This is a genomic window from Nonomuraea fuscirosea (assembly GCF_035917475.1).
GTDB classification, from domain to species: domain Bacteria; phylum Actinomycetota; class Actinomycetes; order Streptosporangiales; family Streptosporangiaceae; genus Nonomuraea; species Nonomuraea fuscirosea.
This window is the reverse complement of the sequence record NZ_CP109074.1, coordinates 3,462,810-3,489,640: the sequence shown is the minus strand read 5'-3', so window position 1 is coordinate 3,489,640 and position 26,831 is coordinate 3,462,810. Positions and strand designations below refer to the sequence as shown.

26 protein-coding genes and 1 pseudogene are annotated in these 26,831 nt (G+C 69.2%); 19 read left to right on the top strand and 8 right to left on the bottom strand.

Annotated features, from left to right (window positions below; translation table 11 throughout):
* Window positions 1–68 precede the first annotated feature (68 nt).
* The gene (locus OIE67_RS15715) at window positions 69–776 is read left to right on the top strand and encodes an IclR family transcriptional regulator (RefSeq protein WP_106246958.1); all 708 of its coding nucleotides are present in this window, start codon (window positions 69–71) and stop codon (window positions 774–776) included.
* A gap of 173 nt (window positions 777–949) precedes the next feature.
* Here the strand turns inward: OIE67_RS15715 and OIE67_RS15710 are convergent, their stop codons facing one another.
* Window positions 950–1,759, bottom strand: coding sequence for an IclR family transcriptional regulator (locus tag OIE67_RS15710; protein ID WP_326640908.1), 810 nt, complete (start codon window positions 1,757–1,759; stop codon window positions 950–952).
* 113 nt (window positions 1,760–1,872) lie between these two features.
* Here OIE67_RS15710 and OIE67_RS15705 point away from each other — a divergent pair, with 113 nt between their 5' ends.
* On the top strand, window positions 1,873–2,856 hold the full coding sequence (locus OIE67_RS15705) for an amidohydrolase family protein (RefSeq protein WP_326640906.1): 984 nt from the start codon (window positions 1,873–1,875) through the stop codon (window positions 2,854–2,856).
* A gap of 209 nt (window positions 2,857–3,065) precedes the next feature.
* Window positions 3,066–3,650, top strand: a complete 585-nt coding sequence (locus OIE67_RS15700) for a hypothetical protein (RefSeq protein WP_326640904.1) — start codon at window positions 3,066–3,068, stop codon at window positions 3,648–3,650.
* A gap of 122 nt (window positions 3,651–3,772) precedes the next feature.
* On the opposite strand, the gene OIE67_RS15695 is transcribed toward OIE67_RS15700, so the two are convergent.
* Complete coding sequence (locus OIE67_RS15695) at window positions 3,773–4,573, bottom strand: alpha/beta fold hydrolase (protein WP_326640901.1); 801 nt, start codon at window positions 4,571–4,573, stop codon at window positions 3,773–3,775.
* 69 nt (window positions 4,574–4,642) lie between these two features.
* On the opposite strand from OIE67_RS15695, the gene OIE67_RS15690 reads away from it, so the two are divergent.
* Window positions 4,643–5,371: a winged helix-turn-helix transcriptional regulator gene (locus OIE67_RS15690; RefSeq protein ID WP_326640899.1), complete on the top strand. Its 729-nt coding sequence runs from the start codon at window positions 4,643–4,645 to the stop codon at window positions 5,369–5,371.
* On the opposite strand, the gene OIE67_RS15685 is transcribed toward OIE67_RS15690, so the two are convergent.
* Window positions 5,288–6,031 carry an MBL fold metallo-hydrolase gene (locus OIE67_RS15685; RefSeq protein WP_326640897.1) on the bottom strand — a complete coding sequence of 248 codons (744 nt, stop codon included), beginning with the start codon at window positions 6,029–6,031 and terminating at the stop codon, window positions 5,288–5,290. The genes OIE67_RS15690 and OIE67_RS15685 overlap by 84 nt on opposite strands.
* A 47-nt stretch (window positions 6,032–6,078) precedes the next feature.
* On the opposite strand from OIE67_RS15685, the gene OIE67_RS15680 reads away from it, so the two are divergent.
* Both OIE67_RS15680 and OIE67_RS15675 read left to right on the top strand, forming a co-directional pair.
* Entirely contained in the window at window positions 6,079–6,594 is a 516-nt protein-coding gene (locus OIE67_RS15680; protein WP_326640895.1) for an ArsR/SmtB family transcription factor, read from the top strand.
* A 177-nt stretch (window positions 6,595–6,771) separates the two neighbouring features.
* Complete coding sequence (locus OIE67_RS15675) at window positions 6,772–7,986, top strand: aminopeptidase (RefSeq protein WP_326640893.1); 1,215 nt, start codon at window positions 6,772–6,774, stop codon at window positions 7,984–7,986.
* A gap of 139 nt (window positions 7,987–8,125) precedes the next feature.
* Here OIE67_RS15675 and OIE67_RS15670 read toward each other — a convergent pair whose 3' ends face one another.
* Window positions 8,126–8,428, bottom strand: a complete 303-nt coding sequence (locus OIE67_RS15670; RefSeq protein ID WP_326640891.1) for a putative quinol monooxygenase — start codon at window positions 8,426–8,428, stop codon at window positions 8,126–8,128.
* A 126-nt stretch (window positions 8,429–8,554) separates the two neighbouring features.
* Between OIE67_RS15670 and OIE67_RS15665 the strand changes: the two genes are divergently transcribed.
* From OIE67_RS15665 to OIE67_RS15625, 9 genes are all read left to right on the top strand, one after another.
* Window positions 8,555–9,937 carry a glutamate decarboxylase gene (locus OIE67_RS15665; RefSeq protein ID WP_326640889.1) on the top strand — a complete coding sequence of 461 codons (1,383 nt, stop codon included), beginning with the start codon at window positions 8,555–8,557 and terminating at the stop codon, window positions 9,935–9,937.
* Between the two features lie 262 nt (window positions 9,938–10,199).
* Window positions 10,200–10,745, top strand: a complete 546-nt coding sequence (locus tag OIE67_RS15660; protein WP_326640887.1) for a methylenetetrahydrofolate reductase C-terminal domain-containing protein — start codon at window positions 10,200–10,202, stop codon at window positions 10,743–10,745.
* Window positions 10,742–11,653 (top strand): methylenetetrahydrofolate reductase, encoded by a 912-nt coding sequence (locus OIE67_RS15655; RefSeq protein ID WP_326640885.1) that lies wholly within the window; start codon window positions 10,742–10,744, stop codon window positions 11,651–11,653. Before OIE67_RS15660 ends, OIE67_RS15655 begins: the two co-directional genes overlap by 4 nt.
* Window positions 11,654–11,753: 100 nt before the next feature.
* On the top strand, window positions 11,754–13,181 hold the full coding sequence (locus OIE67_RS15650; RefSeq protein ID WP_326640883.1) for an SAM-dependent methyltransferase: 1,428 nt from the start codon (window positions 11,754–11,756) through the stop codon (window positions 13,179–13,181).
* Window positions 13,181–14,218, top strand: a complete 1,038-nt coding sequence (locus OIE67_RS15645; RefSeq protein ID WP_326640881.1) for a uroporphyrinogen decarboxylase/cobalamine-independent methonine synthase family protein — start codon at window positions 13,181–13,183, stop codon at window positions 14,216–14,218. The genes OIE67_RS15650 and OIE67_RS15645 overlap by 1 nt, the downstream gene beginning before the upstream one ends.
* Before the next feature lie 34 nt (window positions 14,219–14,252).
* Window positions 14,253–15,494: a methionine adenosyltransferase gene (gene metK / locus OIE67_RS15640; RefSeq protein WP_326640880.1), complete on the top strand. Its 1,242-nt coding sequence runs from the start codon at window positions 14,253–14,255 to the stop codon at window positions 15,492–15,494.
* Complete coding sequence (purU, locus tag OIE67_RS15635) at window positions 15,491–16,357, top strand: formyltetrahydrofolate deformylase (RefSeq protein WP_326640879.1); 867 nt, start codon at window positions 15,491–15,493, stop codon at window positions 16,355–16,357. Before metK ends, purU begins: the two co-directional genes overlap by 4 nt.
* 72 nt (window positions 16,358–16,429) lie before the next feature.
* Entirely contained in the window at window positions 16,430–17,371 is a 942-nt protein-coding gene (locus tag OIE67_RS15630) for a carbohydrate kinase family protein (protein WP_407674897.1), read from the top strand.
* Window positions 17,372–17,481: 110 nt separating this feature from the next.
* On the top strand, window positions 17,482–18,384 hold the full coding sequence (locus tag OIE67_RS15625) for a VOC family protein (RefSeq protein ID WP_326640876.1): 903 nt from the start codon (window positions 17,482–17,484) through the stop codon (window positions 18,382–18,384).
* On the opposite strand, the gene OIE67_RS15620 is transcribed toward OIE67_RS15625, so the two are convergent.
* A complete protein-coding gene (locus tag OIE67_RS15620) occupies window positions 18,374–19,708 on the bottom strand; it encodes a PucR family transcriptional regulator (protein ID WP_326640875.1) in 1,335 nt (444 codons plus the stop codon). The two genes, OIE67_RS15625 and OIE67_RS15620, sit on opposite strands and share 11 nt — an antisense overlap.
* Before the next feature lie 193 nt (window positions 19,709–19,901).
* Here OIE67_RS15620 and OIE67_RS15615 point away from each other — a divergent pair.
* Both OIE67_RS15615 and OIE67_RS15610 read left to right on the top strand, forming a co-directional pair.
* Window positions 19,902–20,057 (top strand): annotated as a pseudogene (locus OIE67_RS15615) (IS256 family transposase); the annotation flags it as partial.
* 75 nt (window positions 20,058–20,132) lie between these two features.
* Window positions 20,133–20,906, top strand: a complete 774-nt coding sequence (locus OIE67_RS15610) for a class I SAM-dependent methyltransferase (protein ID WP_326640873.1) — start codon at window positions 20,133–20,135, stop codon at window positions 20,904–20,906.
* A 157-nt stretch (window positions 20,907–21,063) separates the two neighbouring features.
* On the opposite strand, the gene OIE67_RS15605 is transcribed toward OIE67_RS15610, so the two are convergent.
* Window positions 21,064–21,906: a hypothetical protein gene (locus tag OIE67_RS15605; RefSeq protein ID WP_326640871.1), complete on the bottom strand. Its 843-nt coding sequence runs from the start codon at window positions 21,904–21,906 to the stop codon at window positions 21,064–21,066.
* A gap of 480 nt (window positions 21,907–22,386) precedes the next feature.
* Window positions 22,387–22,770, bottom strand: a complete 384-nt coding sequence (locus OIE67_RS15600; protein ID WP_326640869.1) for a hypothetical protein — start codon at window positions 22,768–22,770, stop codon at window positions 22,387–22,389.
* Between the two features lie 80 nt (window positions 22,771–22,850).
* Between OIE67_RS15600 and OIE67_RS15595 the strand changes: the two genes are divergently transcribed.
* Both OIE67_RS15595 and OIE67_RS15590 read left to right on the top strand, forming a co-directional pair.
* A complete protein-coding gene (locus OIE67_RS15595) occupies window positions 22,851–24,047 on the top strand; it encodes a sensor histidine kinase (protein WP_407674852.1) in 1,197 nt (398 codons plus the stop codon).
* Window positions 24,011–24,667 carry a response regulator transcription factor gene (locus OIE67_RS15590; protein ID WP_326640865.1) on the top strand — a complete coding sequence of 219 codons (657 nt, stop codon included), beginning with the start codon at window positions 24,011–24,013 and terminating at the stop codon, window positions 24,665–24,667. The genes OIE67_RS15595 and OIE67_RS15590 overlap by 37 nt, the downstream gene beginning before the upstream one ends.
* 121 nt (window positions 24,668–24,788) lie before the next feature.
* On the opposite strand, the gene OIE67_RS15585 is transcribed toward OIE67_RS15590, so the two are convergent.
* A complete protein-coding gene (locus OIE67_RS15585) occupies window positions 24,789–26,285 on the bottom strand; it encodes a hypothetical protein (protein WP_326640863.1) in 1,497 nt (498 codons plus the stop codon).
* Between the last annotated feature and the right edge of the window lie 546 nt (window positions 26,286–26,831).

Sequence of the window (26,831 nt, the reverse complement as noted above, 5' to 3'; positions counted from 1 at the left end):
AGATCAGGCCGGCTTCATGCGGGCACAGCGGATGTCGGTGGCACCGACGGCGGTAGGGATGGCGTGACGTGAGCACTGGTGATCGCGCCGGCGAGGGCGCGAGTCAGGGCAGCGGGTCCCAGACCCTGGATCGGGGCCTGCGGCTGCTGGAGCTGCTCGCCTCGGAGGACCGCGACATGACCGTCGCCGAGCTGGCCACGTCGCTGGGCATGCACCGGCAGGCCGTCTACCGGCTGCTCACCACGCTGCGCCTGCACCGCCTGGCCGCGGAGGGCAGTTCGGGGCGCTACCGGCTCGGGCTGGGCGTGATCCAGCTCGCCAGGCAGGCCAACCCGCAGCTCCGTCGCGCGGTCGTCCCCTACCTGCGCACGCTGGCCGAGGAGCTCGGCGTCACCACGCAGTGCGTCGTGGCCGAGGGGGCCGACGCCGTCGTGCTGGCGGTCGTCGAGCCGCCCGACGCGATCTTCCACCTGTCTCAGCGCAGCGGCGCCCGGCACGCCCTCGACCAGGGGGCCAGCGGCCTGGCCATCATGCTGTCCCGCCCGCCTCAGGCCGGCGACCCGCCCGCGGTGACCGAGGCGCGCGAGCTGGGCTACGCGGTGTCGCGCGGCACCCTGACCCCGGGCGCGGTGGGCGTCGCGGTGCCGCTGTACGACAGCGAGGGCCACTCGCTGGACGCCAGCCTCGGCATCGTGTCGATGGTGGACCTGGAGGTCGAGCGGACGGCCAAACGCCTGCTGGAGGCGGCGGCGCAGATCACGGCCCGCGAGCTGTAGCCCCGCTCGGGGCCGCACTCGCGGGATCCGGCGCTCTGCCGGGGACGCGCCGGATCGGCCTTTCATGAGCCGGTCTCGCAGGTGTCGTTCATCGCACGAGCTGGCCGATCCGGCGAGTGGTGTTCATCACCCGAGTTGGCCGATCCGGCGAGTGGTGTTTCGTCGCGCATGAGCTAGCCGATCCGGCGGGTGTCGTTCATCGCGCGCGAGACGGCGCGCGCGGTGGCACGGACGGCGGGCACGTAGATCGCCGCGTCGAAGTCGGCGCTCGGCGCCACCACGGACACGGCGGCGACGACGCCGTCCGCGTCGCGGATCGGCGCCGCCGCCGTGGTGTGCGGCTCGGGCCCGGCCTTGCTCCCGATGGCGTAGCCGCCCCGCCTGACCTCGGCCAGCACCCGGCGCAGACTCTCGGCGGTGCGCACCCCGTCGTAGCTCTGCCCCTCCTCGAAGCGCTCGAGGAAGTGCTCCTGTACGTCGGCGGGCGCGTGGGCGAGCAGCACCAGGCCGACCCCGGTCCCGGTCAGGGGCATACGGCCGCCGACCCGGTAAAGCGCCGGGCTCGCGTCGTGCGCGGACAGCCGCTCCACCAGCGTGGCCGCGTCGCCGTCGCGTACCGCCAGCAGGATGTGCTGGCGGGTGACGTGGAACAAATCCTCCAGGTACGGCATCGCCACGGCCCGCAGCCCGTGCCCGCGCGGGGCGAGCGAGGCGATCTCCAGCAACCGCAGACCGATGACGTAACGACCGTCGTCGAGGCGCTCCAGCGCTCCGGTCTCGGTCAGCTTGCGCGCCAGGCGCAGAGCGGTGCTGCGCGGCAGCCCCGTCCGCTGAACGAGACCCGCCAGCGACAGGACACGGTGCTCGGCGTCGAACGCGCCCAGCACCGCGAAGGCCCGGTCGATCACCGCCTCCCCCGCCTTCTGCACCGGCACGGCTACCCCCGGCCCGAAGCCCGCCTCGGGCAGATCTGACGCCGCCACCACACATCTCCGTTCCACTCAGTGGCATCCATCGTGCCACTCAATGGTCACTCTCCCTAACCTGAAGACACCGCACACCGCCACGCACCGCGGCCTGACAGGGGGAACCATCCATGAAAACGCCGGGCCTGATCGACGTCCACGCCCACTTCACCACGCCCCACTACATCGAGGCCGCCAAGGCAGCCGGCCATGCGCGACCCGACGGCATGCCCGAGACCTACTGGCCGAGATGGACCGCCGAAGAGCACCTGGCCTTCATGGACGAAGCCGGCATCGCCAAGGCGATGCTGTCCCTCTCCTCACCGGGAGCCCACTTCGGCGACGACCTGGCCGCCCGCCGCCTGTCCCGCGAGATCAACGAGTTCTGCGCCCGAACCGTACGAGACCGCCCGGGCCGATTCGGCCAGTTCGCCACCCTCCCCCTACCCGACGTGGAGGGCGCGCTGACAGAACTCGCCTACTCCTTCGACGAACTAGGCGCCGACGGCGTGGCCCTGCTGTCCAACCACGCCGGGATCCGGCTCGCCGACGAACGGCTCACGCCGGTGCTGGCCGAACTCGACCGCCGCGCCGCCGTCGTCCTCCTGCACCCGACCACCTGCCCCGGCCACGAGGCACTGTCGTCGGGACGCCCCCAGCCGATGATCGAGTTCCTCTTCGAAACCGCCCGCACGGTCATCGACTTCATCCTCAGCGGCGCCGCCACGAGGTTCCCCCGTATCCGCCTGATCGTCCCCCACCTCGGCGGAGTGCTGCCCCTGCTCGCCGAACGCGTCGAAGCGTTCCGTACGATCAGCGGCGAACCGGCCGACCGGATCACGGTCACCGAAACGCTCGGCCGCTTCTTCTACGACCTGGCCGGCATGCCGTCGCAACAACAGATCACCGCGCTCACCGCCATCGCCGCCCCGGACCGCCTGCTCTACGGCAGCGACTACGCCTGGACGAAACGCGACCTCGCCCTGCACCTGCTGACCTCACTCGACAAGACATTGTCCGCCGAGCACGAGAACTGGCGATCCCTCACCACCCACAACGCCGAGTCACTCCTCTCCCCCTCCCATCCGCGCCCCCAGGAACGGCGCATGGTCTAAAAAAGCACGGTGGGGCAACATGGTCTTCTATGAGCCGCTTACCCGTGCGCCGTTCTCGCTCTCGCGCCTCGGGACCCTCCGTACGACCCTCGGCCCGCTCCATCCGCAACGTCGCACGGAGGGCACGGTCAAGACCGAAGGGCAAGCTGCGCGATGTCCGCTGGAACGTCCAGTGGTGGGCCGCACTCGCCACCGTTCTCGCTGGACTCATGTCCTTGCCCGCCCTCGCCATATCGATGAACGCGCTCGGGGTTGCGGAGCAGCAACGGCTTGACGCGCGGAAGGTCGCGGAGCAGCAAAGGCTTGACGCGCAACGTCAGAAAACCGAGGAGGACAACGCGGTCAGGCGGGCATACGTCCAACGCATAACCTACGACGGCACGGACGATGTGTTCTTCGATGACGGCGACCTCGTCTTCACCAACGGCAACACCTCATTGGCCACGACACGCATCCTGCTCAGATTCACCCATGACAAGGGGGCTGGTGCGGCCGCGAAGTGGACCTACAGCCTGATGGAGTTCCGGGTACCGGCCTGCACGGAGGCGACTTTCCGCATCACCAAGGCGCTTGAGGACGAGATTCAAACCGAGGACGTGGCGTTTTCCGACGTGGTAGCCGAGAATTACGCGTCGGTCCTCAACCCTCATGACAACCAATGGTGGTATGTCCTGGGATTCGCCGACCAGGTCCCTGAACCTCTCACCCACGGAGACCAAGTCTTCCAGAAACAACAGTCGATGAGCGTTTTCACCGAGCCGGACAAGAGCCGTGAGCTTTCGGGATGCGCATGATCAGCCTGCGGTCCGCCCGCGCGGAATAGGCGCAGCACTCGGCCACGGACTTTCCCCATGGTCAGGAACACGCGCCAGCACCGGACCGGCTCACGTTCGGGCGATGGGCAGCAGTTCCTCGGTCAAGACCGGAAGAACCCGGTGAGCGCAGGGCCGAGGATCTTGGCGTTGACCATGTGCTCGCGCACGTCGAGAGTCCGGCGCTCGGCGTGGGGCAGGCACGCGGCGATCGCATCGGCGGCCTGGCCGAAGAAGCCGCCCGGAAGACCTGCCATATGCGGGTCGACGCCCGCTCCGGTGGCCACCAGGACCGGCTGATCGATCGTGGCGAGCCGCGTGGCGGGCGGAGGCCCCTCCCCCAGGCAGGCGGCATCGTAGGCCAGGGTGTGCGCGAGGTTCAGCAGCGGCGGCCACATCGGTGAGCCTTCCGCCCCGGCGATGTCCTGCTCGGACGCGCCGGCCAGCCGCATGAACAGCTTCAGCGCCTCGCCGTGCTCTCCGTCGGCGAGCGCGACGCGCAACTGCCTGACGTACGCCTGCCAGGCCTGGACGGCGGTGTCGCCGATCGCGTAGGGCACGTCGAACACGGCGACCTTGCCGATGGGCAGTCCGGCCGCCGCCGCCTCCAGCACGAGCGCACCACCGGAGGAGGCGCCGAACAGATGCGCCGGCCCGCCGACCGCGTCGATCAACGCCGCCAGATCCTCGATCTCCCGTTCCAGCGCGTACGGCTGCACGTCGCCGCTTCCGGCGCGGCCACGGCGAGCGTAGTTGACGGCGGTGAAGTCTTCGGCCAGCTCCTGGGCCAGCGGCCGGTTCTCCGCCCCGTCGTCCAGCCCGCCGCCCACCAGGACGACGACCGGACCGCTGCCGACCCGCTCGTAGACGATCGACGTACCGTCTCGGGAGGTGACCTGCGGCATCGTCTCTCCTCGCTTCGTCTATACTCCTACTTCAGGAGAGATTACTCCTAGAAGAGGAGAAACTGTAGCGTGACAGGTTCCCGTAGTTATGGAGATCTGTGTGGCATCGCCCGGGCTCTGGATGTCGTGGGTGAGCGCTGGGCCCTGCTGATGGTGCGTGAGCTGATGTTCGGCCCCAAACGCTTCGTGGATCTGCATCGCGGGCTGTCCGGAGTGAGTCACAACGTGCTGTCGCAGCGCCTGCGGGAGCTCGAGGACTCCGGCGTGGTCGCACGTCGCGTCCTGGGGCCGCCCGCTGGAGCACGCGTCTACGAGCTGACCCCGCGCGGCCGGGAGCTCGAGCCGGTTCTGCTGGCGCTCGGCCGGTGGGGCAGCTCCATCACACCTGCGAGCCCGTCGGCGACCGAGTTGAGCACGGACGCGCTGGCTTTCGCCCTCAAGACCACGTTCGTCCCCGCCGCAGCGGGCGATCTCTGTGGCCGTTACCAGCTGCGCCTTGGGAGCGACACCTTCTCCGCGGAAGTCGCCGACGGGCGGCTGCACATCGCCCGAGGCGAGATCTCCGACGCCGCGGCCACGATCACCTGTGAAGTGCGCGTCCTGCAGGACCTGGTGTTCGGCGGCCGGGACCTCGATGCCGCCGTGCACGCTGCGGACACCACGGTCACCGGCGACACATCCACCCTGCGGCGCTTCCTGCGCTGCTTCGATGACTCACGAAAGGTCGAAGCTGAGACCGGACGTGGCGATGCCGATCTCACCGTCGTATCCGGCCCCAGCGGCGGCTCGCGCGGCTGAGGCGTCCGTGCCCGGCTGCAGGTGCGTCAGCACCAGGTGCCCGGCATCGGCTTCCCGGGCTTGCCGGCCTGCCTGACGGGCGCTCGTCAGGTAACGCCGGGAAACCTCCGGAACCCGCTCCACATGGGTGGCCTCGGCCAGGAGCAGGTCAGCGCCACGCGCCAGTTCCACCCTGTCGGGACTCGGGCCGCTGTCGCCGGTGTACGCGAGCACCCGTTCGCCCGCTGTCAGCCGGATGCCGGCATTGGGTATGGAGTGCGGCAGCAGACGGGTCTGCATGCGGAAGGGGCCGATGTCGAATCCGCTGCCGGCGGTGAACTCGTGCAGCACATAGGCGTCGGTCAGCACCCCTGGGCGGTCCAGCGCGAGCACCGCGTCCAGAGCGCCGGGCAGGGAGTACACCGGCAACGCCGCCGGCGGGTCGTCACGCATGGTGCGCGCCCGCAGCAGTGGGTTCAGGTCGGCGCAGTGGTCGGGATGCCCGTGGCTGATGAACACCGCGTCGATCTGATCGGCGCCGACCCGTTCCAGCAGCCGCGGCACCGTCGCATGGCCAAGGTCGACGAGCAGCCTGAACCCGTCGTGCTCCACGAGGTAACCACTGCAGGCCTGGCCCGCGGCCGGCCACGCCCCGCATCCGCCCAGGATCGTCAGCAGCACCCGTGCACCCTAGCGGATGTCGCTCGTTCTCGGATTATAATCCCAAGGTGTCTTGGGAAAATCAGGATGACCTTGTCCCCCTGCGCGCCCTGGCCAACCCGCTGCGCATCCGCATCGTGTCGCTGCTCACCGGCACGTCGATGTCGGCCACCGAGGTCGCCGACGAACTCGGCATCGCGCACGCCTCGGCCAGCTACCACCTGCGCCAGCTGGCCAAAGCGGGCTTCCTCCTGCAGACGGACGAGCGGCCGCGGGCAGGCAGGGGCCGCCCGCGACTGCGCTACCGGTACGACCCGTCCAGCGGCGAGCGCCTCGACCGGTCCGAGGGACGGCAACTCGTCCACCAGGCGATGAGCACTGACCTGGCCAGACGCCTGGCTGAGACTGATCGCCCGCGCACGTCCATGGACGCCGAGGTATGGCTGCCCAGGCCTGTCTGGGAGGAGATCGTCGGCCTGGTCGACCAGGCCGTGGCGCTCCTGCACGACAAGGCCGGACCACCGCACGACGGCGTCAAGGTCAGCATGACCGCGCTCCTGCTCGAACTGCGTGACGAACGATGATCGCCCGCCTGCTCGACTGCACGGCCGGGCGGGTGACCGACAGGATCCCTCAGCACTGCCCTGGCCCTCGTCGACCGGTTCGGCCCGGCTGAAAGCTTCGCCCTCGCTGGGGCCGGGTCCGCCGCCGGAGCGCTGCCGTTCCTGCCTACGCGCCACAACGAACACGAAGGAGCCCTCTTGACCATTCCCCCCACTGACCTGTCCGGCTATGCCGACGTCGTGTTCGATGTGGCCGTGCCCCTGCTGCCGGACGACCGGGTGCTGATCAACGCCGAGATCGAGCACGCCCCGCTCGCCCGCGCCCTGGCCGAGGCCGCCTACGCCAGAGGCGCCCGGTACGCCGACATCTGGTACTTCGACCCGCACGCCAAACGATCCCGCGTCCGGCACGCCGACACCGCGACCTTGGCCGAGGTGCCCTCTTGGCTCGACGCCCGCAACGACGAGCTGGAACGGCACGGCGGCATCATCGTCAACATCCGCGGCGCCGCCGCCCCCGACCTCCTGGCCGGACTGGATCCGATACGCGTCGGCCTCGATCGCATGCCGTCGCTGACCTCACGGCAGCGGCTCCAGCTCGGCAACCTGGTCCGCTGGACGATCGTCCCCTACGCCACCCCCGAATGGGCCCGTGCCGTCTTCGGCGAACCCGACCAGGGCAGGCTGTGGCGCCACCTGCGCCGCATCCTCCGTCTCGACGAACCCGATCCGCGCGCGGCGTGGCGGCAGCGCATCGCCGAACTGCTCGATCGCGCTCGACGGCTCACCGAGATGCGCCTGGACGCCGTACGGTTCGAGGGCCCCGGCACCGACCTGACCATCGGCCTGCTCCCGGACGCCCACTGGACCGCCGCCCGCCTGGAGGACGTCAAGGGCCGCCCGTTCCAGGCCAACCTGCCGACCGAGGAGGTGTTCACCACCCCCGACCACCGGCGCGTCGACGGCACGATCCGCGCCACCCGGCCGCTGTCCCTCGACGGCACCGTCATCCGCGACCTGGAGCTGACCTTCGCCGACGGCGTCGTGACCGACGTCAGAGCGAGCGCCGGAGCCGACCTCGTCCGCGCGCACCAGGCCACCGACGCGGGAGCGGCCCGGCTGGGCGAACTCGCTCTGGTCGACCGCTCCTCGCGGGTGGGCGAAAGCGGCATCACCTACCTGGAGACCCTGCTGGACGAGAACGCCACCTGTCACCTGGCCTGGGGCGCCGGGCTACCTCCTGGCGTACCCGCCCACCTGCGTTCGGACGATCCCGCACGGCTGGACGCGGTGGGCGTGAACACCTCGCGCGTCCACGTCGACTTCATGGTGGGCGGCCCGGACGTCACGGTCACCGGCCTGGGCCCCGGCGGGGAGGTGGTACTCCTGCGCAACGACACCTGGGACTTCTGACGCCCCGCCACTCGGTCGGAAACAGGTATGTCAGTCGCAGCCACACCGCCGACGGTCTTCAACAAGTTGCTCTCAGCAGTGACAACGCATGAGGGCCATCGGCCGTGATGTCTCCGGCCAGCTGGCGCCCGCACTCGGTTCAGGTCAGCGAGCGCACGTCCGCGACGTCGTACTCGGCCACCGAGGCGGAGAGAATCGCGGCGCGCTGGGTGCCGCTGGGGCCGCTGCCGCGGAACTCCTCGACGGCCGCCCGCGACTCCCAGCGCTCGAAGATTTGGATACGGCGGACATCCACCGGGTCCGCACTGATGACGAAGTCAAGGCAGCCGGGTGCGCGTCGGGCCAGCTCGACGACCCCCACGCAGTACCCGGCCCAGCCCCGAGGTGAGAATCTCCTCCACCAGGCCCAGTGCCTTAAGCACCATCCCCGGCGTGAGGCCATCCACGAGCCGGTCCGCCATGGCGGCGGCCCTCACCGTGTCCGTCCGTTCTTTTGCCTGTCTGTAGCTTTTCGCTGCTCGAGATCGGGGCACCGCTCGCTTAGCGGGCACGGACAGGGGAGGCACTGGTGGCGCTGCACCGCGTCAAATTCACCGAGGACATCGACGACTCCAGTGATCTGTTCGTCGGCCCCGTGAGCTCTCAGGCCCTGCCCAAGGACGCGATGCCCGAGGCACACGCACGGCCCGACGCCGTCTACGAGGCCATCCACCAGGAGTTGTCGCTGGACGGCAACGCGGCCCAGAACCTCGCGACGTTCTGCACGACCTGGTCAGAGGACCAGGTACGGCGGCTCATGGGCGAATGCCTCGACAAGAACGTGATCGACAAGGACGAGTACCCCCAGACGGCCGCCATCGAGTCGCGCTGCGTCGCCATCCTCGCCAGGCTCTGGCACGCCCCCGGCGGGCACGACACGATGGGGTGTTCGACGACGGGATCCAGCGAGGCCGCGATGCTCGGCGGCCTCGCGCTCAAGTGGCGGTGGCGGGAGCGGCGTAAGGCCGAACGCCGGCCGTACGACAGGCCGAACCTGGTGTGCGGGCCCGTCCAGGTCTGCTGGGAGAAGTTCGCCCGCTACTTCGACGTCGAACTCCGCCAGGTGCCGCTGGAGCACGGCGCGACCGGGCTGCGCCCACACCAGCTGGAGCAGTACGTCGACGAGAACACGATCGGGGTCGTCGCCATTCTGGGCGTCACGTTCACCTGCGACTACGAGCCGGTCAAGGCCCTGGCCGACGAGCTCGACCGCATCCAGGCGAGCACGGGCCTGGACATCCCCATCCACGTGGACGCCGCCTCCGGTGGGTTCATCGCGCCGTTCCTCCACCCGGAGCTGCCCTGGGACTTCCTCGTCGAGCGGGTCGTCTCCATCAACTCCTCCGGGCACAAGTACGGCATGGCACCGCTGGGCGTCGGCTGGATCATCTGGCGGCAGCCGGAGCTGCTGCCCAAGGACCTGATCTTCTACGTGGACTACCTCGGCGGCGTCATGCCCACGTTCGCGCTGAACTTCTCCCGGCCCGGCGGAGAGATCATCGCCCAGTACTACCTGTTCCTGCGCCTGGGCAAGCAGGGCTACCGCCAGATCGCCGAGGCGTGCGCCGCCACGGCACAGTACCTGGCCGAGGAGATCGCCGCGATGGGTCCCTTCCGGCTTCTGTACGACGGGAAGGGCGCGCTGCCGGCCGTCTCGTACACGCTCAAGGACCCGGCGCACGCCCCCTTCAGCCTCTTCGACCTCAGCGATCAGCTGCGCATGCGCGGCTGGCAGGTCCCCTCCTACCACCTGCCGGCCGACCAGCAGGACACCGTCATCCAGCGCGTCATGATCCGGCACGGCATCGGCCGCGATGAGATCTCACTGCTGGTCACCGACCTCCGGCACGCACTCGCCCGACTGACCGGCGCTCCAGCGAGCAACGCCGAGCGCACAGCGTTCCACCACTGACGGTCGGTGGCAGAGAACCGTCTCCACACTTTCAGGGGGTTGACAGACGGCAAGCTCGCCCAGCATCAGGTCGCCCTCGACTCCTGAGCGGTGAGAGCAAGGCGTGGTTGTGAGCTATCACAATGAACGTCCCCTCAGTGTTGGTGTGCGGGCCTAAGACACGCGTTGAGCACTCTGGCAGCCTCGATCTCAGCGGTCGAACGACATTCGTCGAGCGGTCCTCGGGCCGCGTCGGCAGCCGCTCATCCGGAGGGAGTTGGTCGTGGGCGAGCAGCGTGCAGGTGGGGATGGCCGGCCCCGCCCCGTGGTTCCCCGGCTCGGGGCTCGGATCAGCTACGCCCTGCACCCTGTTCTTGCCGCCAACTCCCTGTATCGGAGGCTCGGCGCCTGGCTCGAACGCAGGCGGCCGGCCTACCGGTGGTTTACCAGGGTGGAGCGGGTGGCGAAAGAGCGGATGTACGGCTGCCGTATGTGCGGTCAGTGCGCGTTGCCCGACACCGGCTACACCTGCCCGATGACCTGCCCGAAGCAACTGCGCAACGGCCCATGCGGCGGTGTGGCCGCCGATGGCCGCTGCGAGGTCCATCCTGAGCTGGCCTGCGTCTGGGTGACCGCGATCGAGCGGGCACAGGGCGCCGGGCACGCCTCCGATCTGGATCTGTTGCAGCGCCCGGTGGATCACCGCGAATGGGATCGCAGCTCGTGGGTGAACTACTGGCAGGGGCGCGACGACGGGCTGGGGACCGCGCCCAGCGAGGACGATCCTCGTCCGTTGCTGCGACGCGAGTTGGGGTTGAGGCCGCGATGAGCGGGCTGCGTGCCGCATTCGAATCCGGCAGGTTCGCCGTCACCGCCGAGATCGGCCCGCCGAGAGGGGCCGACGCGGAGGCGGTCACGCGTAAGGCGGATCTGCTGCGGGGCTGGGTCGACGCCGCGAACATCACGGACAACCAGGGGGCGAACGTCAGGATGTCGAGCCTGGCCGGGAGCCTGCTCGCCCAGCGCGCCGGTGTCGAGCCGGTGATGCAGCTGACCTGCCGCGATCGTAATCGGATGGCGCTGCAGTCGGACCTGCTCGCTGCGGGCGCCCTCGGCATCCCGAACCTGCTGCTGCTGACCGGCGACCATCCCCGGTTCGGCGACCATCCCGAGGCCAAGCCGGTCTTCGATCTGGACGGGCTGCAACTCGTCTGGGCCGCGCGCACCCTGCGGGACGACGGCGTGCTCATGTCCGGCAAGGCCGTCTCCCGACGCCCGGCCTGGCTGATCGGCACGGTCGAGAACCCGTTCGCGCCTCCGCTGGAGTTCAGGGCCCGCCGGCTGGCGAAGAAGGTGGCCGCGGGCGCGGAGTTCGTCCAGACGCAGTACGTGTTCGACTTCGAGGTGTTCGAGCGCTGGATGGCGGACCTGCGGGATCTCGGAGTCACCGAACGCTGCAAGATCATCGCCGGCGCCGGCCCGATCCGTTCACTGCGTGCCCTGGAGCACCTGCGCACTGCCGTCCCCGGCGTGCATGTTCCCGACGAGGTCGGCCGGAGGTTGCGCGGGGTGCCCGCCGAGCGGGTCGAGGAGGAGGGGATACAGGTGTGCGTGGAGACCGTGCAGCGGCTCGCCACGATCCCCGGCGTCGCGGGCGTGCATCTCATGGCGCTCGGCTTCGAACACGGCGTGCCCGACATCTTACGGCGGGCCGGTATCCCCGGTCTCCGACCGTAGCTTTCCGATCAGAACCGCCACCACCCGATGGAGGGCACAGGTCATGCTCGTCGACTTCCGGCCTCACTCTCGAACCAGCGGTACGAGTCCCCTGGACCTCATGACCTCGCTCGCACCCGTCATCGAGGCGTTGCAGGAGGTCTCCATGGACCTCGGCAAGGTCCGGCTCGTGTGCGACTGGGTCCAGTACAAGTCGAACTTCCGCAACGTGGTCGACCTCCGGGCGATCCTGCCGCGCCCGGAGCTGAGCGCCGGCCCTGGCCCCGCCGTCGTGCCGCTGGGTGTCCGGGACGACGACGTAGAGATCGCGGTCGACGTACGGCGTAGTCCCGGCATGTCCGTCGCGCAGGTCGCCGCGGCACTGCGGCGGGAGGGTAGTCGCATCTGGCTGGAGGACTGGGGGCCGGGAAGCCGCAGTTGCGTGTGGGACTTCAACACCCGCTACTGGAAGGACCTGGACCTGTGGGAGAAGTCCACCGGTCGAGGGTACGAGCAGGCCCTGCCGGGCGGTGCCAGCGACGCGCACAACCACGACGCCGCGCGCGAGGTGATCCGTGACCTCTTCGAGGTGTGGGACGCGCTGGCCGACGGTGACGCGTTGCCCGAGGAGCTCTACGTCGTCGAACTCGGGGTGGGCAACGGCACCCAGGCGAAGGTTTTCCTGGACGAGTTCCGCGCCCTCGACGCCGGGCACGGACGCGACTACTACCGGCGCCTGCACTACATGATGTGCGACTACTCCCCGCATGTGCTCGATCTGGCCCGCGAGGCGGTGGGCGAGCATCAAGCGCGGATCAGCTCGTTCGCGCTCGACGCCACGGCGCCGTGTACCACGCTCGGTTTTCTCAAGTACAAGGTCTTCCTCGTCTACATCTCCAATGTCTACGACAACCTGCCGACCGATGAGGTCGCCCAGCTGGGTGGCCGGACCTACTGCGTCCAGACGCGCGCCTACCTCGACGACACCGACGTGGCCGGGCTCGCCGAGTCGGTGGGGGTCGCACCGGATGCGCTGCCGGCTCTGGTGCACAAGCTGCTGCGGCTGGGGCCGGGGCTGCTGGCCGAAGCCGACCCGGCCCGATTCGCCGACGTGGAAGCCGCGGTCGCCTTCTGGCGGGTGGCGTGGGACATGGTCCGGCTGGAGGAGCGCTACGTGCCGCTGACCGGTCTCGACCTGTACTCCCTGACCCCGGCCATGAGCGGGGAACTGCTGCGGCCGCTGCTCGAGTCCGGCGCTGACATCCGCATGCATGTCAGCAACGGGGCGATGGCGAGCTTCACCGACAGCCTGAGACTGCTGCATCCGTTCGGCAGGCTTGTCTGCCATGACCTGTTCGTCACCGACGTGCACGCGTACCGGGCGAACTTCCGAGGGCCGGGAAAGTACGAGGGATCCGTCGTCAACTGGGTCAACGGGCCACTGCTGGCGCATGTGGGCCGGCGCAACGGCTTCGACGTGCACTACGCGCCCTTCTCCCATCGGGTGGGCGGGAACATCATCACGATGACGGCGCAGGTGAGGGACTGATGCCGGAGCTGATGAGCGGACTACCGCTGCTTCCCACCAGCGTCGTGGGGTCCTACCCGGTGCCGGAGTGGATGGAGCGGTTGAAGACCGACTACTACCGCGGCCGGATGAGTCACGCGCAACTCCAAGATCTGCATGACATGGCGATCAAGGCAGCGCTCCGCGACCAGGAACTGGCCGGTATCGACATCGTGTCCGACGGCGAACTGCGCCGCGACAATGACATCGACTACTTCCTGGCCAGGATGCCTGGCATCGACATCCCGCAGACCTCGAAGGACTTCTACTTCGACTACTACGAGGCCAAGGTCAGCGAGCGGCTGCCCGTCCCGGTCACGGCGCCGATGATGCTGGCCGACGACTTCGCCTTCACCGCCGAGCAGACTTCAGGGCCGGTCAAGTTCTCCTTCACCGGGCCGTTCTCGCTGTCGCGGCGCATACAGAACGAAGCGTACGACGACCCCCATGAGCTGGTGCTGGCGATTGCACGTGTGCTCAACGGCGAGGCACGCGCGCTGGCCGCACGCGGTGCGCGGCTCCTGCAGATCGACGAGCCCTTCCTGGCCGGATACCCCGGTGAGGTGGAGACCGCGATCAGAGCCGTGAACATCGTCACCGAGGGCGTCGACGTCACTTGGGCGCTGCACATCTGTTACGGCAACCGCTACGCGCGCCCCTCATGGGAGGGCCATTACGACTTCTTGTTCCCCGCGGTGCTCGATGCCAAGGTCGACCAGTTCGTCCTGGAGTTCGCCCGCAAAGGGAACGCAGATCTGCCAGTGATCGACAAGTTCGGCCCGGGCCGCACGATCGGGCTCGGCGTCATCGACGTCAAGTCCGCCGAAGTGGAGACCCCGGAGGCGGTCGCGGCCCGCATTCGGAGTGCGCTCAGTTTCGTCCCGGCCGACCAGTTGGTCATCAACCCCGACTGTGGACTGCGCAACATCTCCGCGCCCGTCGCCAGGGCCAAACTCGCGGCCATGGTCGCCGGAGCCGCCACGGTGCGGTCTGAGCTGACCGGCGCCGTCACCCCCTGAACTCCCTCGAACCATCGCAAAAGGAGCCTGCGCCATGAGTCAGCCGGGAATCGACAACGACTATGTGTTCACCTCCGAGTCCGTGACCGAGGGCCACCCCGACAAGATCGCCGACGCGGTATCGGACGGCGTGCTGGATGCGGCGCTGACCCTTGACCCCAACTCCCGGGTCGCCTGCGAGACCCTGATCACCACTGGCATGGTCGTCCTGGCCGGGGAGATCACCACGCCGCAGGTGCTCGACTACGCGCAGATCGTCCGGGACACCGTCAACCGGATCGGCTACGACAACGGCGACTACGGCTTCGACGGTCACTCGTGCGCCGTCCTGGTGGCGCTCGACAAGCAGTCACCCGACATCGCGCAGGGCGTCGACCTGGCGCGCGAGCACCGCAGCGACCGCTCCGGCGACGAACTCGACCGCGCGGGCGCCGGCGACCAGGGCATGGTGTTCGGCTACGCCACCGACGAGACGCCGGAACTCATGCCGATGCCGATCGCGCTGGCGCACCGCCTGTCCCGCAGGCTTGCCGCAGTGCGCAAGGACGGGACGCTCGGCTACCTGCGCCCGGACGGCAAGACGCAGGTGTCGGTGCGCTACCGGGGTGATGTCCCCATCGGCGTGGAGCAGGTCCTGATCTCGACCCAGCACGCCGAGGAGACGCCCCTGGAGCAGATCCGCGAAGATCTCTGGCGTCATGTCGTCTCCGAGGAACTGCCGGCCGAATTGTACGACGCCGACGTCCTGCACCGTCGCCTGCTGGTCAACCCCACCGGCAGGTTCGTCATCGGCGGCCCTGCCGGTGACGCGGGCCTCACCGGCCGCAAGATCATCGTTGACACGTACGGGGGGTTCGCCCGGCATGGCGGCGGCGCCTTCTCCGGCAAGGACCCTTCGAAGGTCGACCGGTCCGCCGCCTACGCGGCACGCCACGTCGCCAAGAACGTCGTCGCCGCGGGCTTGGCCCGCCGGGCGGAGGTGCAGGTCGCCTATGCCATCGGGGTGGCCCGGCCGGTGTCGGTGCTCATCGAGACGTTCGGCACCGAGCGGGTGAGCCGTTCGCTGATCAGGAAGCTGGTGGCCGAGCACTTCGACCTGCGTCCCGCCGCGTTCCGCAAGTACCTTGGGTTGCACAGCCCCATTTACCGCCAGACCGCCGCTTACGGACATTTCGGCCGTACGGACCTCGACCTGCCGTGGGAGCGGACCGATCGGGCCGATCTACTCCGCCGGGAGGCCGCGCTGTCCGCCGACTCCGTTCCGGCCACGCTGTGACCCCCACGGATCCCGATGTCGGCCGGCTGGTCGTGTCCTGCACCGATCGGCCGGGCATCGTCGCCTGCGTCTCGTCGTTCCTCTACCGACGTGGCGCCAACATCGTGCAGTCCGACCAATATTCCACCGGGGCCGCAGGCGGCCGCTTCTTCCTGCGCGTCGTATTCCGCCTGACGGGGTTGGACAAGGAACTGCCCCGGCTGGAACGGCAATTCCAGGAGGAGGTCGCGGCGCGGCTCGGCGCGGACATCCGTTTCCGCGCCGCCTCCGCGCCGACCCGGGTGGCGCTCTTCGTCTCTCGATACGACCACTGCCTGCTGGACCTGCTCTGGCGGGCCCGCCGGGGAGAGGTCCCCATCGAGGTGTGCCAGGTCATCTCCAACCATCCGGACCTCGCCGACGAGGTGGCCTCGTTCGGCGTGGCGTTCGAGCACGTCCCGGTGACCAGGGCCACCAAACCGGCGGCCGAGCAGCGCCAGCTCGACCTCCTGCGAGGCCGGGTCGAGCTGATCGTGCTGGCCCGCTACATGCAGGTGCTTTCGGCCGACTTCCTGGACCGGGCCGGAGTACCGGTGATCAACATCCACCACTCCTTTCTGCCCGCCTTCGCCGGTGCCGGACCGTACGAGCAGGCTAAGGAGCGCGGCGTGAAGCTCATCGGGGCGAGCGCGCACTACGCCACCGAGGAACTCGACGAGGGACCGATCATCGAGCAGGACGTCGTCCGGGTGTCGCATCGCGCAAGTGTGCAGGAGCTGACGCGGCGCGGCGCTGACATCGAGCGGACTGTGCTGGCCAGAGCCGTGGCCTGGCACTGCGAGGACCGCGTCCTGGTGAACGGCCGCACCACCATCGTCTTCTGACCGTATTGCTGAGGAGTAGCCGTGTCCGCAGGGACGACCGCCGTGGTCGGATCGATCGCCACCGACCACCTGATGCACTTTCCCGGCCGCTTCGCGGAACATCTGGTGGCCGACCGGCTCAATCGGGTGTCCCTGAGCTTCCTGGTCGACGATCTCGTCGTCCACCGTGGCGGGGTCGGCGCGAACATCGCCTTCGGCATGGGGGTTCTGGGGCAACGGCCGGTGCTCGTGGGAGCGGTTGGCGCCGACTTCGCCGGCTACCGGGCGATCCTGGAACAGCACGGCGTCGACTGCGGCGGCGTCCTCACCGTCGAGACGGCCCACACCCCGCGCTTCACCTGCACGACCGATGACGAGCAGTGCCAGCTCGCGTCGTTCTACCCGGGGGCGATGACGGAGACGAAGAACATCTCCCTCGTCCCGATCGTGGAGCGGTACGGCATCGAGCTGGTGCTGATCGGCGCGAGCGATCCAGACGCGATGGTCGCGCAGACCAACGAGGCCAGGGCACTGGGCGTGCCGTTCGCCGCCGACCCCTCGCAGCAACTTCCTCGCCTCGACGGTGACCAGTGCCGAGCGCTGGTCGACGGCGCGCGCTACCTGTTCACCAACGAGTACGAACTGGAACTGCTGATCCGCAAAACCGGCTGGGAGGCCGACGAGCTCACCGACCGGGTCGGCCTGCGAGTGACCACCCTGTCCGACCGAGGCGTCGATATCGTGAGCCGCGACGGCAGCGCACTGCACGTCGACGTGGTGACGGCCCGGACGATCGCCGACCCGACCGGCGTCGGCGACGGATTTCGGGCCGGTTTCCTGGCCGGCGGGAACAGCGGGCTGGGGCTGGAGCGGGCCGCTCAGCTCGGGGCGCTGGTCGCCACGCTGGTGCTGGAGACGCACGGTGCCCAGGAGTGGGTCATCGACGCTGACACCGGCGTGGCCCGGCTGCGTGAAACCTACGGCGAGCAGGCGGCGGCGGACATCGAGCCCGTGCTACGTGCAGCCCGGACCTGAGCAGCGGCGCCGGCTTTCCGGCCACGTATCCTTGCCGTGGCCGTCGGCTTCCGGCCACGTATCCTTGTCGTGGCGCATCCTGTGCGCCACGAAGTGCAAGGAGATGCGGCATGCGAAGCCTCGGGTACGTCGGCGTGCAGTCCGCGTCGGCGCGGGATTGGCTGGACTTCGGTCCGCGTGTCTTCGGCTTCGAGACCTACCAGCTTCCGGACGGCACGGTCCGGGTGCGCTGGTGCGACCGGTCGCACCGCCTCGCGATCCACCCGGGTGACTCCGATCGGCTGCTCTATCTTGGCTGGGAGATCGGCGCCGAGGAGTCTCTGGAGGACGTCGCGGCCCACCTGAGCGCCTCCGGGTTCGAGGTGACGGCGGGTTCGGCGCGTCTGGCGGCGGCTCGCTCGGTCGAGCGGCTCATCGCCTTCATCGACCCCTTCGGCCTTCGGCACGAGTTCTTCGTCGGCCCGCAGGAGACGGCGGGCTCCTACCAGGGGCAGCGGCCGACGTCGCGGGCCGTCACGGGAGCGCTCGGCCTCGGCTTCGTCGTGCTGTGGGTGCCCGACCTCCAACGGGGGCTCGACTTCTACGCCAAAGTGATGGGCATGAAGGTGTCCGACGCGATCAACCTCGGCGCACACCTCGGCGAGATGTGGTTCCTGCGCTGCAACCCGCGCCACCACAGCATTGCCCTGCTGGAGGGAACCGACACTCTCCGGCTTGAGCACCTGATGATCGAGGCGACCACGCTGGAGGAGGTGGAGATCGCCTGGGAGCTTGCCCGGCGCGAGATGGACGCCTTCGTCAGCCCCGGCCGCCGGCTGTCGGACAACATGTTCCTGTTTCGCGTGCACACCTCGACCGGCTTCAATGTCGGCTACGGGTGGGGTGCGACCCAGCTGGATGACGAGGAGAGCTGGATCCCGCGGTACATCGACTCGTCGACCGGCGCGGGCGTCGTCTATTCCGCCGCCGCCGTCGTGACGGCGAGCGACCCTTCCGCCGAGGTCAAGCACTGACCTCAAGGGCATCGATGATCTCCAAGGCGACCTGCACGGCGAGGCGGTCGCGATAGGTGTTCAGGTCCAGCCCGGTGATCTCCTCGATCCGGTGAATTCGATAGGTGACCGTGTTGGGATGCACGTGCAGGAGCTTAGACGCCCGTTGCGGGCTGTTGTTCTCCTGGAAATAGCAGATCAGCGTGGCGATGTACTCCGAATGGTGCTTCTTCTCGTGGCGCAGCACCTCGCCGAGGATGTCAGTGGCGAACTCACGCAACGTCTCGATGTCGGGCACCTGGAGCAGCAGGCGGCTGATGCCGAGCTTGTCGAAGGCGACCACGGCGCCGCGCCGGCCGAGCCGCCGGATCACCTCGATGGTCCGCCGTGCCTCCTCGTACGAGCGAGCGATGTGCGCCGGCTCGCGGAACGCGCCACCGACGCCGATGGACACGCCGACATCGGGGAACAGCGCCCCGAGCCGCTGCATGCACAGAGTGCCGAGCTGCTCAGCCCGGGTGGTCGAACCCCGCGAGGTGTTCTCGGTCAGCACCACGACCACCTCGTCGGTGCGTACGGAGGTGATCGCATCCGGCGACTGGGCGAGGAACAGTCGGGCAGCCGCACCGGCGGCGCGTTCGGCGACCAGGGCGCTGCGCTGGGTGTCGCTCGCTGGGGACTCGAGAATGATCGACAAGACGCGGTGCTCACGCTCGGTGTCGTAGCCGAGATGCTGCGCCCAGCGCGTGACCTCGTCGTTGTCCCGGCCCGATCCGGACAGCAGACCTTCGACGAGATCGTCACGGACCTGGCTGGCCGCCGAGAAGAAGACCCGCTCGCGGGCCAGGATGACCCCACAGATCGTCGCGGCATGCTCGGCGATCAGCAGGTCGATGTCCTCGCCCTGGTCGGGGGCCGCCGCGACGAGTGAGACGAGATAGGCGGGCACGGTGTCGCCGACGAGGATCGGGGCCACTATGCGGGCGCGGCCGCGCGCCGGGTCGGGCAGGCGGAGCGGCTGGCGGGACTTGCCGGCGCTGACGAGCATGTGCGCCAGCCGGGGATGGATCAGATGATCATGGACGTACTGGAAGGCACTGGCATCGCTCTGTCCGGGTGAGGCGGCGGCGAGGATGCCCATCTTGTGGCTGATGACAGCCACCGTCACGTCGGTCCGCTGGGCGATGAGGTGGGCGACCGTAGCGATGTCGGCGTCCTGAAGAGCTAGCCCGGACAGGTGACGGTAGATCTCCACCAGGTCACGAAGAGTCCGGTTTTCCTGGATGATTTCGGTAGAACCGCTGGTGACACTGGTTCGGCCGGTGAACGGTGACTGTACGGCCATGAGTGAATCCTAAGTGTCGAACGCCAGGGTGCCATGTGCTTGACGACAAAAAGTACGTCCTCATGCTGTGCTACAGCCCACATCACGCATCCGCCCATTTACCCGGTCTGGGCCTTTGCTGACTGGTGCGGTCAATCCCCGTAGCAGTGCAACATCACATCGGGCTGCGTACGCCAGGTCAGCCGAGGTCGACGCCTCAGCGATCCTGCCGCCCTGGTGCCGCAAGAGCCCGGCCATCACCGAGGTGCTGCCGCTGCTCTACCCGCACGGCCTGTCCACCGGCGACTTCGCGCTCGACCAGTTCCTCGGCACCGCTCACGGCCTGTTGGCACCGGTCATCACCAAACTGAGGTTGTCCTTGCGAAAACCCTTGGTGCCCGGCTTGCTCCGATGATGGACTGACGTCCCGCCGTGAGTCTGCCGCGTGACGGAGGTAGTGGTTGTGACGGAATATGACGTGCTTGCCGAGGTGTATGAATGGCTCATCTCGGATGCGAAGTTGCCTCCAGCCGAGTTCGCTGCGTCGTTCGATGACGTCCTCAGTCTCCTGCCGTCGAACGCTCACGTCCTCGACTGTTCGTGCGGAACCGGACAGCTGGCGGTTGGCCTCGCCGCTCGTGGCATGCAGGTTGTCGCAACTGACGCCAGCGAAGCGATGGTTCGTCGGACTGCAGAGTTGTCTGAGGAGTTCGGGACATCCGTCCGGGCCATGCGGGCGAGCTGGGAAGAGTTGCCCGACCATTTCGAGGACGACACGTTCGACATGATGTTCTGCGTTGGCAACTCGCTGCACCATGCCGCGGGCGCGACAGGCAGGGGTGCTGCTCTGAAGTCGATGTCACGGCTTCTGCGCCCTGGCGGGCGCTTGGTGCTCACCTCCCGCACTTGGGAACTCGTGAGGGCCAGAGGTTCCCGGCTGGACATCAGCGACCGACTCGTCCGCCGGAACGGTCGCGATGCCGTCGTGGTCTACCGCTGGGAGATTGCGCCGCATTGGGAGGAGGAGCACCACATCGAGATTGCGATCGCGCAAGTTGATGCGACTGGGCTGGTTCTTGTCCGCTCGGAACTGCTGTCCTGCTGGCCCTACCGGTACGAGGAACTCGAAGCCGAGCTGCACCGGGTCGGACTCCGGACGGAAGTGAGCACGTTCGATCTTGAGGCCGAGAACTATATGGTGGTCGCGAGCAAGGTCTAGACACCGGTTCAGGCTGCTTTGAGCAGGGATGACGCAATCGCGGGTACCTGGTGACAGCTTCGTCAACGACAGGCCGAGAAGGACCATCACGCGGCCGTGCTGCCCCGGGCCGTCCTGCCGTCCTGCGGCACCGCCGCGCGGGACGCCCCCGGACGCCTCACTCCGCGACGATCATCCCCAGGTCGTAGGAGCTGTCCTTCAGCGCCAGCCAGGCCAGCTCCCACGCGTTCATCGGGCGCACGTCCCGCAGCACCGGGAGCAGGTCGTCCTTCGCCGGCTCGCCCGTCACCTCCACGAGCGCGTTCCCCCGCACGGTGACCAGCGTCGAGCCCAGGTCCAGATGATCGCCCCAGATTCCCGGGGCTAGTTCCTTGCACGCGCCCCGCACCCCGGAGCCGCAAGCCTGCCTGGCCGTCAGCCCATAGGGTGCCTGGACGGTGACGGCCACCTCCAGACCATCGCGCCGGCGCTCGTAGTGCAGGAAGAGGATCCCTTCCTCCTCGTTGACGGAGTCGAGACGGTAGTCCGGCTGGTCGGTGGCGATGACGGGCACGTGTTCACGTGCCATCGTCTGTGCGGCGACCAGCGCCGAGAGGGGTCTGTCTCCCAGGACTACGGCGATGCCGAGGACGAGGACCGTCCCGATGGTGGCCAGGCGCGTCCCCTTGCTCAGCGGCAGCGCCGTGGCCCCGGCGAGCAGGTAGCCGGCCGCTCCTATCCCCATGAAGGCCACAAGGCTGCCCCACCCGCCCATCTCCGCGATCTCGGCGGGCCGGACCGGAGCCGCGATGAAGCCCATGACGATGAAACCCGGTCCCAGGATCGAGATCAGCCACCACCAGGGCAGCCGGCCCCAGAGAGTCAGCAGCATGCCCGCGGGCAAGGGCATGGCCAGCATCGCCAGGAACACGAGGATGTCGTCATCCACTACTTGCGCCAGGGCGGCTTCCCCGATCCCGATCACGGCCCCCACCAGGGCCGCCCGGATTAAGGCGTTCATACCCCGATCATGGACCATGATCGGGGATGGGCGTCAAGCCTTGGGCTTCAGCGTCCACGTCGAACACCGGACGGCATCGGCGACCCCGACCGACCCTCGGCCGACATCCGCATCGGCTATGCTCGCCGCTCCTCCCTCACCCAGGAACTCCAATCCCAGCTCGACGCCCTGGCCGCGCACGGCATCGGCCGCAACAAGATCTTCTCCGAGAGAACCTCCAGGCGCGTCAGGGTCCGGCCGCCATCGACGCGACGCGGAAGCGGTTGCGCGGCGTCCTCCGGTGAGCTTCCCTGATCATCCGGTCCTGGAGGGCGACGGGAATGGCGCGGTCGGCGGAGCGTGCAGCAGCAGGCCGAGATGTAGACCAGCCGGCTGACCAGGTGCGGCACGCCGTCGGCGACGCCGGTGATGGTGATGCCGCCCAGGCTCTGGCCCACCCGGCGGTCACCGCGGCGGCGGCCTGGAGCAGGGAGCGGCGGTTCATCGGACAGCCCTCAGGTGAGTGCGGACGGCCGGACGGGTGAGGGTCCAGGCCAGGGCGATCAGGACGACGCCCTGGATCGCCTGCTCCACCCGTACCCACATCGGATAGGGCGTGTCGGGCAGCAGGGTGAGCACCGCGATGCCGGCAGAGCCCGCCATCGACACCCAGAGCAGCCGCCGGTAGGCGCCACGGTGACCCTCGCGTACCCGCGCGGCCCAGCGCAGCGCGAGCAACGACAGGGCCAGCACGCCGACGGCTCGGATCCAGACGACCGGGTTGACGAGGGACGGCGACACGAATTGCAGGACCGCCGTCGCGACGACGAGCGCGGCACTGAGGACGGAGAATATCTGCATGAGCCGCAGGGGTGTGTTGGTCATGCTCCGACGGTAGGAAAACCGGGCGCAGGGGAACATCCGTCCAGACCCCGAGTTGGATGGGGCTGGCCCCACCGGTGAGGATGAACGGTGTGCGACGGCTGGCGGAGGTGTCGGGACGGTCGATGGCGTGGCTCGCGCTCAAGGCGTCGGCCCGGTCCCTGGCGTTGCTCGCGCTCAAGGTACCAGTCGCCCTGCTGGTGGCCCTGCCGGTGCTGGTCCTGCTGCGGCTGAACGGCGTGGTGCTGTTCCCCGCGCTGCTCGTGCTCGTGTTCGCCGGCCGCCGCCTGGCCGACGTGGCCCGCCGGCTGCAGGGACGGTGGGCCGGTATGGGAATCGCCCGGCCGTACCTGCCCCGCCCCGAGCTCCAGCCGACCCCGCAGCGCTGGTACTGGACCGGCTACGACTACCACCGCTCCCGGCTGTGGGCGGCGGTGTCGTCGTGGTTCAACTGGGTGCTGCGCGACCCGGCGACGTGGCGGGACCTGGTCTGGATGGCGCTCGACCCGGTCATCGGCACCGTCCTGCTCGCGCCGGCCGTCGCGGGGTGGTCGCGGCCGTTGCGGTGGCACGCCCGGTGGACCCGCGCGCTCCTGTCCCCCACCGACCAGGCGATGCTCACGGCACGCGTGCGGGAGCTCGCCGAGACCCGTACCGAGGCCCTCGACGCCCAGGCCGTCGAGCTGGAACGCATCGAACGGGACCTGCACGACGGCGCGCAGGCCCGGCTCATCGCCATCGGCCTCAGCCTGAGCCTGGCCCAGCGGCAGCTGCGGGACGATCCCGACGGGGTCGAGGAACTGCTCGCCGAGGCGCGCACGACGGCGGCCGACGCCCTGCACGCCCTCCGCGACCTGGTGCACGGCATCCGCCCGCCGGTCCTGTCCGAGCGGGGCCTGGTAGACGCGCTGCGGCTGCTCGGCCTGGAGCATCCCCTGGCCGTCACCGTCGAGACGGAGCTGCCCGGCCGCCTGCAGCCGGCGCTGGAGTCCGCGATCTACTTCGCCACGGCGGAGCTGCTGGTCAACGTCACCAAGCACGCCCGCGCCCGCACCGTCCGCGTCAGCCTCGAACACCAGCGCGGCACCCTGCGGGTGACGGTGACCGACGACGGCGTCGGCGGCGCCGACCCCGCCCGCGGCACCGGCATCCAGGGCATACGACGCAGGCTGCGGCCGTTCGACGGTACTGTCGATCTCGACAGCCCACCCGGAGGCCCGACCGTCGCGACGCTGGAGGTGCCGTGCGCGTTGTCCTCGCCGAAGATCTCTACCTACTGAGAACCGGCATCGAGCGGCTGCTGTGCGGGCACGGCTTCGACGTCGTCGCCACCGTGGACAACGGCCCCGACCTGCTCGCCGCGCTCCTGGAGCACCGGCCGGACGTCGCCGTCGTCGACGTCCGCCTGCCGCCGAGCCAGACCGACGAAGGGCTGCGCGCCGCGCTCGCGGCCCGCCGCGAGGTGCCGGGGCTGCCGGTGCTGATCCTGTCGCAGTACGTCCAGCAGCTCTACGCCCGCGAGCTCCTCGCCCACGGCAGCGGCGTCGGCTACCTCCTCAAGGACCGCGTCCTCGACACGGACGACTTCGTCGACGCGGTACGCCGCGTGGCCGCCGGCGGCACCGCCATCGACCCGGAGGTCATCTCCCAGCTCCTCACCCCCGGCCGCGCCCCGGCGGGGCTGACCGCGCGAGAGCTGGACGTGCTGGCGCTGATGGCCCAGGGCCTGTCGAACGCGGTCATCGCCCAGCGGCTGTCGCTCAGCGAGGGCTCGGTCAGCAAGTACACGACGCTGATCTTCGCCAAGCTCGGCCTCGCCCCCTCGCCCGACACCCACCGCCGCGTCATGGCCGTCCTGGCCTACCTCAACCAGCTCGACCTCGGCACCTCACCCCCTTGAGCCGCCCGGCCGCGGCTCCTCCAGGCGAGGGATGAATAATCGTCTCGATGCTCACCTGGTTCCTCGTCGGCGCACAACGCCTCGATGGGCTATCTGCACCATCCGGACAGCTGGGCCGCGCTCACGCCGCCGGCGGGGCGTAGCCGAGCAGGCCCTCGTTGACGACGCCCTGCCCTTCGCAGTCGGCGGCGGTCGACACGAAGTGGTCGCCGAAGCCGGGGATCTGGCAGCGGTAGAGCGGGACGTACGCGCTCGACGGACGCGTTTGGTGGATCCAGCCCTCCGTCTGCACGATCGTCGTCTGCTTGCCCTCGCAGCCGGGATCGACGGAGATGAAGTAGTCGTCACCGCCCGCCTTGCAGTTGTACAGCGCGCGGGTGCCGGAGTGCGGCGCCGACCACAGTGTCCAGTTCCCCTCGCGGGTGTAGCCGGCGGGCGGCGTGCCGGTGGTGACCAGGTGGTGGTGGTCCTTGACGTACCGGACGAACGACTTGCGCACGGGCGTGCGGCCGTCCGCGCAGGTCACCTTGCGGCGCATGACGCGGGCGTTGTCCCAGTTCGGCTTGAGGCTGGGCCACTGCAGGTAGTAGAGGGAGAAGTCCGTGCCCAGGTCGGTGGGGTCGGAGCCGTTGCCGACGGGCGTCACGTACGCGTTGAAGTAGCCGGGATCGCGCGCCACCGGGAAGCCGGCCGACCATCCGGCGAGGCCGTCACCCGAGGTGGACAGGACGATCTCGCGCTCGGAGACGCCGGCGGCCATGACGTAGGCGTCCATGGCCTCGCTGCGGACCACCTGCGGGCCCCAGGCCATGGGCCGGCCGGGGTTGATGTCGGCGGACGATCCGCCCCACGCCGGCTCGTCCCATTTGCCGCCGCCGCTGTACTTGTGCCAGGGCACGACCGTGCCCTTCTGCGCGGCCGCGACCACGTCCTTGAGGGGAGCGCGGGCCACCGACAGGCTGGCCGGCACCTGCTTGCCGTCGACGAGGCGGTGGTCGGCGAAGTAGAGGTGCAGGTACCGGACGCCGTCGCCGCCCTCGACCACGGTGAGTTGGGGGATGCCCAGATCGGCGTTCCAGGTGGTCCGGTCGATGGGGATGTCGGGCTGCACCACCTTGCCGAGGTAGGTGGTCACGCCGGTGGCGGGGTTCAGCCGGCCGAGGTGGAGTTCGGCGTAGAACTGGTCGCCCGCGACGCGCCGCTCCAGGTGGAGGGTCTGCAGGACGATCCCGGTGCCGGGGTCCCGGTAGACCGCGCCGCCGCCGGCCCAGATGTAGCCGTCGGGCACGCCCTGGAGCTGGGTGGAGAAGGCGACGCCGTCCCGTACCGGGTCGGCCAGCGTGCCCTTGACGGTCACGTTGCGCTGCGGGCGCGAGGTGACGCCGCCGCCGAAGGCCGCCGCGATGTGGAAGTAGTACGTGCCCCCGCCGAGGGCGGTGACGCCGAACGGGCCGTCCGGCCAGCCGTTGAGGCCGAGCCGGTCGCGGGTGGCGTCCGACACGGCCACTTCCGGCTGGCCGACGACGAACGCGCCGCACCCGGCCGAGGCGGCGGCGGTCTTCTTCGTGCCGGCCGGCGCCGGTGTGCCGTGCAGGGTGATGACGGCGCCGAGGGTCACGGCGAGCGCTCCATACCAGGCGTGCAACAGATCTCCAGATGTCCGGCCAGGTCGTTGGCGCAGGATCTTACGGACCGATCTCCGGCGTCACCGGACATATCAGCAAATATGGAAACGTCCTGATCACTCGCTCTCGCCCGCGCCGAGCAGTTCGGGCGCGGCCCGGCCGGCCGGTCGGCGGCGCGGGGCGGCCAGGTCGTGGGCGGAGCGGGCCAGATCATGACGGACTCGCGCGGGTCCCCAGAGATACGACCGCGCGAGTGGTCCAGCGGTACACCCACTCCGGCTCAAGGACCCCGGTTCTGCTCGCCGGAGAACAAGCGCCTGCGGCGACAACCTGCCCGCGCTCTGGGCGACCAACGCGCCCAGCAACCGCCTGCTCGACATCGCGATACGGCAACGATCGACCCGCACTGATCGCCGGCACGACAACCTGCGGGACCACGCCGGCAACGCCGACCAAGGCTCCCACGGCGGCTACCCCGGCCGGCTCGTCGAAGGAGCCAGGACCTACGGCTGGACCGAGGCCCTCAACGGCACAGAGCT

Bases quoted from the DNA above. Each gene is read 5' to 3' on its own strand.
- metK (WP_326640880.1), top strand. From the start codon at position 14,253: ATGAGTCAGCCGGGAATCGACAACGACTATGTGTTCACCTCCGAGTCC.
- OIE67_RS15605 (WP_326640871.1), bottom strand. From the start codon at position 21,906: ATGAACGCCTTAATCCGGGCGGCCCTGGTGGGGGCCGTGATCGGGATC.
- OIE67_RS15670 (WP_326640891.1), bottom strand. From the start codon at position 8,428: ATGGCCTCACGCCGGGGATGGTGCTTAAGGCACTGGGCCTGGTGGAGG.
- OIE67_RS15600 (WP_326640869.1), bottom strand. From the start codon at position 22,770: ATGACCAACACACCCCTGCGGCTCATGCAGATATTCTCCGTCCTCAGT.
- OIE67_RS15705 (WP_326640906.1), top strand. From the start codon at position 1,873: ATGAAAACGCCGGGCCTGATCGACGTCCACGCCCACTTCACCACGCCC.
- OIE67_RS15630 (WP_407674897.1), top strand. From the start codon at position 16,430: ATGCACTTTCCCGGCCGCTTCGCGGAACATCTGGTGGCCGACCGGCTC.
- OIE67_RS15625 (WP_326640876.1), top strand. From the start codon at position 17,482: ATGCGAAGCCTCGGGTACGTCGGCGTGCAGTCCGCGTCGGCGCGGGAT.
- OIE67_RS15700 (WP_326640904.1), top strand. From the start codon at position 3,066: ATGTCCTTGCCCGCCCTCGCCATATCGATGAACGCGCTCGGGGTTGCG.
- OIE67_RS15695 (WP_326640901.1), bottom strand. From the start codon at position 4,573: ATGCCGCAGGTCACCTCCCGAGACGGTACGTCGATCGTCTACGAGCGG.
- OIE67_RS15655 (WP_326640885.1), top strand. From the start codon at position 10,742: ATGAGCGGGCTGCGTGCCGCATTCGAATCCGGCAGGTTCGCCGTCACC.
- OIE67_RS15620 (WP_326640875.1), bottom strand. From the start codon at position 19,708: ATGGCCGTACAGTCACCGTTCACCGGCCGAACCAGTGTCACCAGCGGT.
- OIE67_RS15650 (WP_326640883.1), top strand. From the start codon at position 11,754: ATGACCTCGCTCGCACCCGTCATCGAGGCGTTGCAGGAGGTCTCCATG.
- OIE67_RS15595 (WP_407674852.1), top strand. From the start codon at position 22,851: ATGAACGGTGTGCGACGGCTGGCGGAGGTGTCGGGACGGTCGATGGCG.
- OIE67_RS15645 (WP_326640881.1), top strand. From the start codon at position 13,181: ATGCCGGAGCTGATGAGCGGACTACCGCTGCTTCCCACCAGCGTCGTG.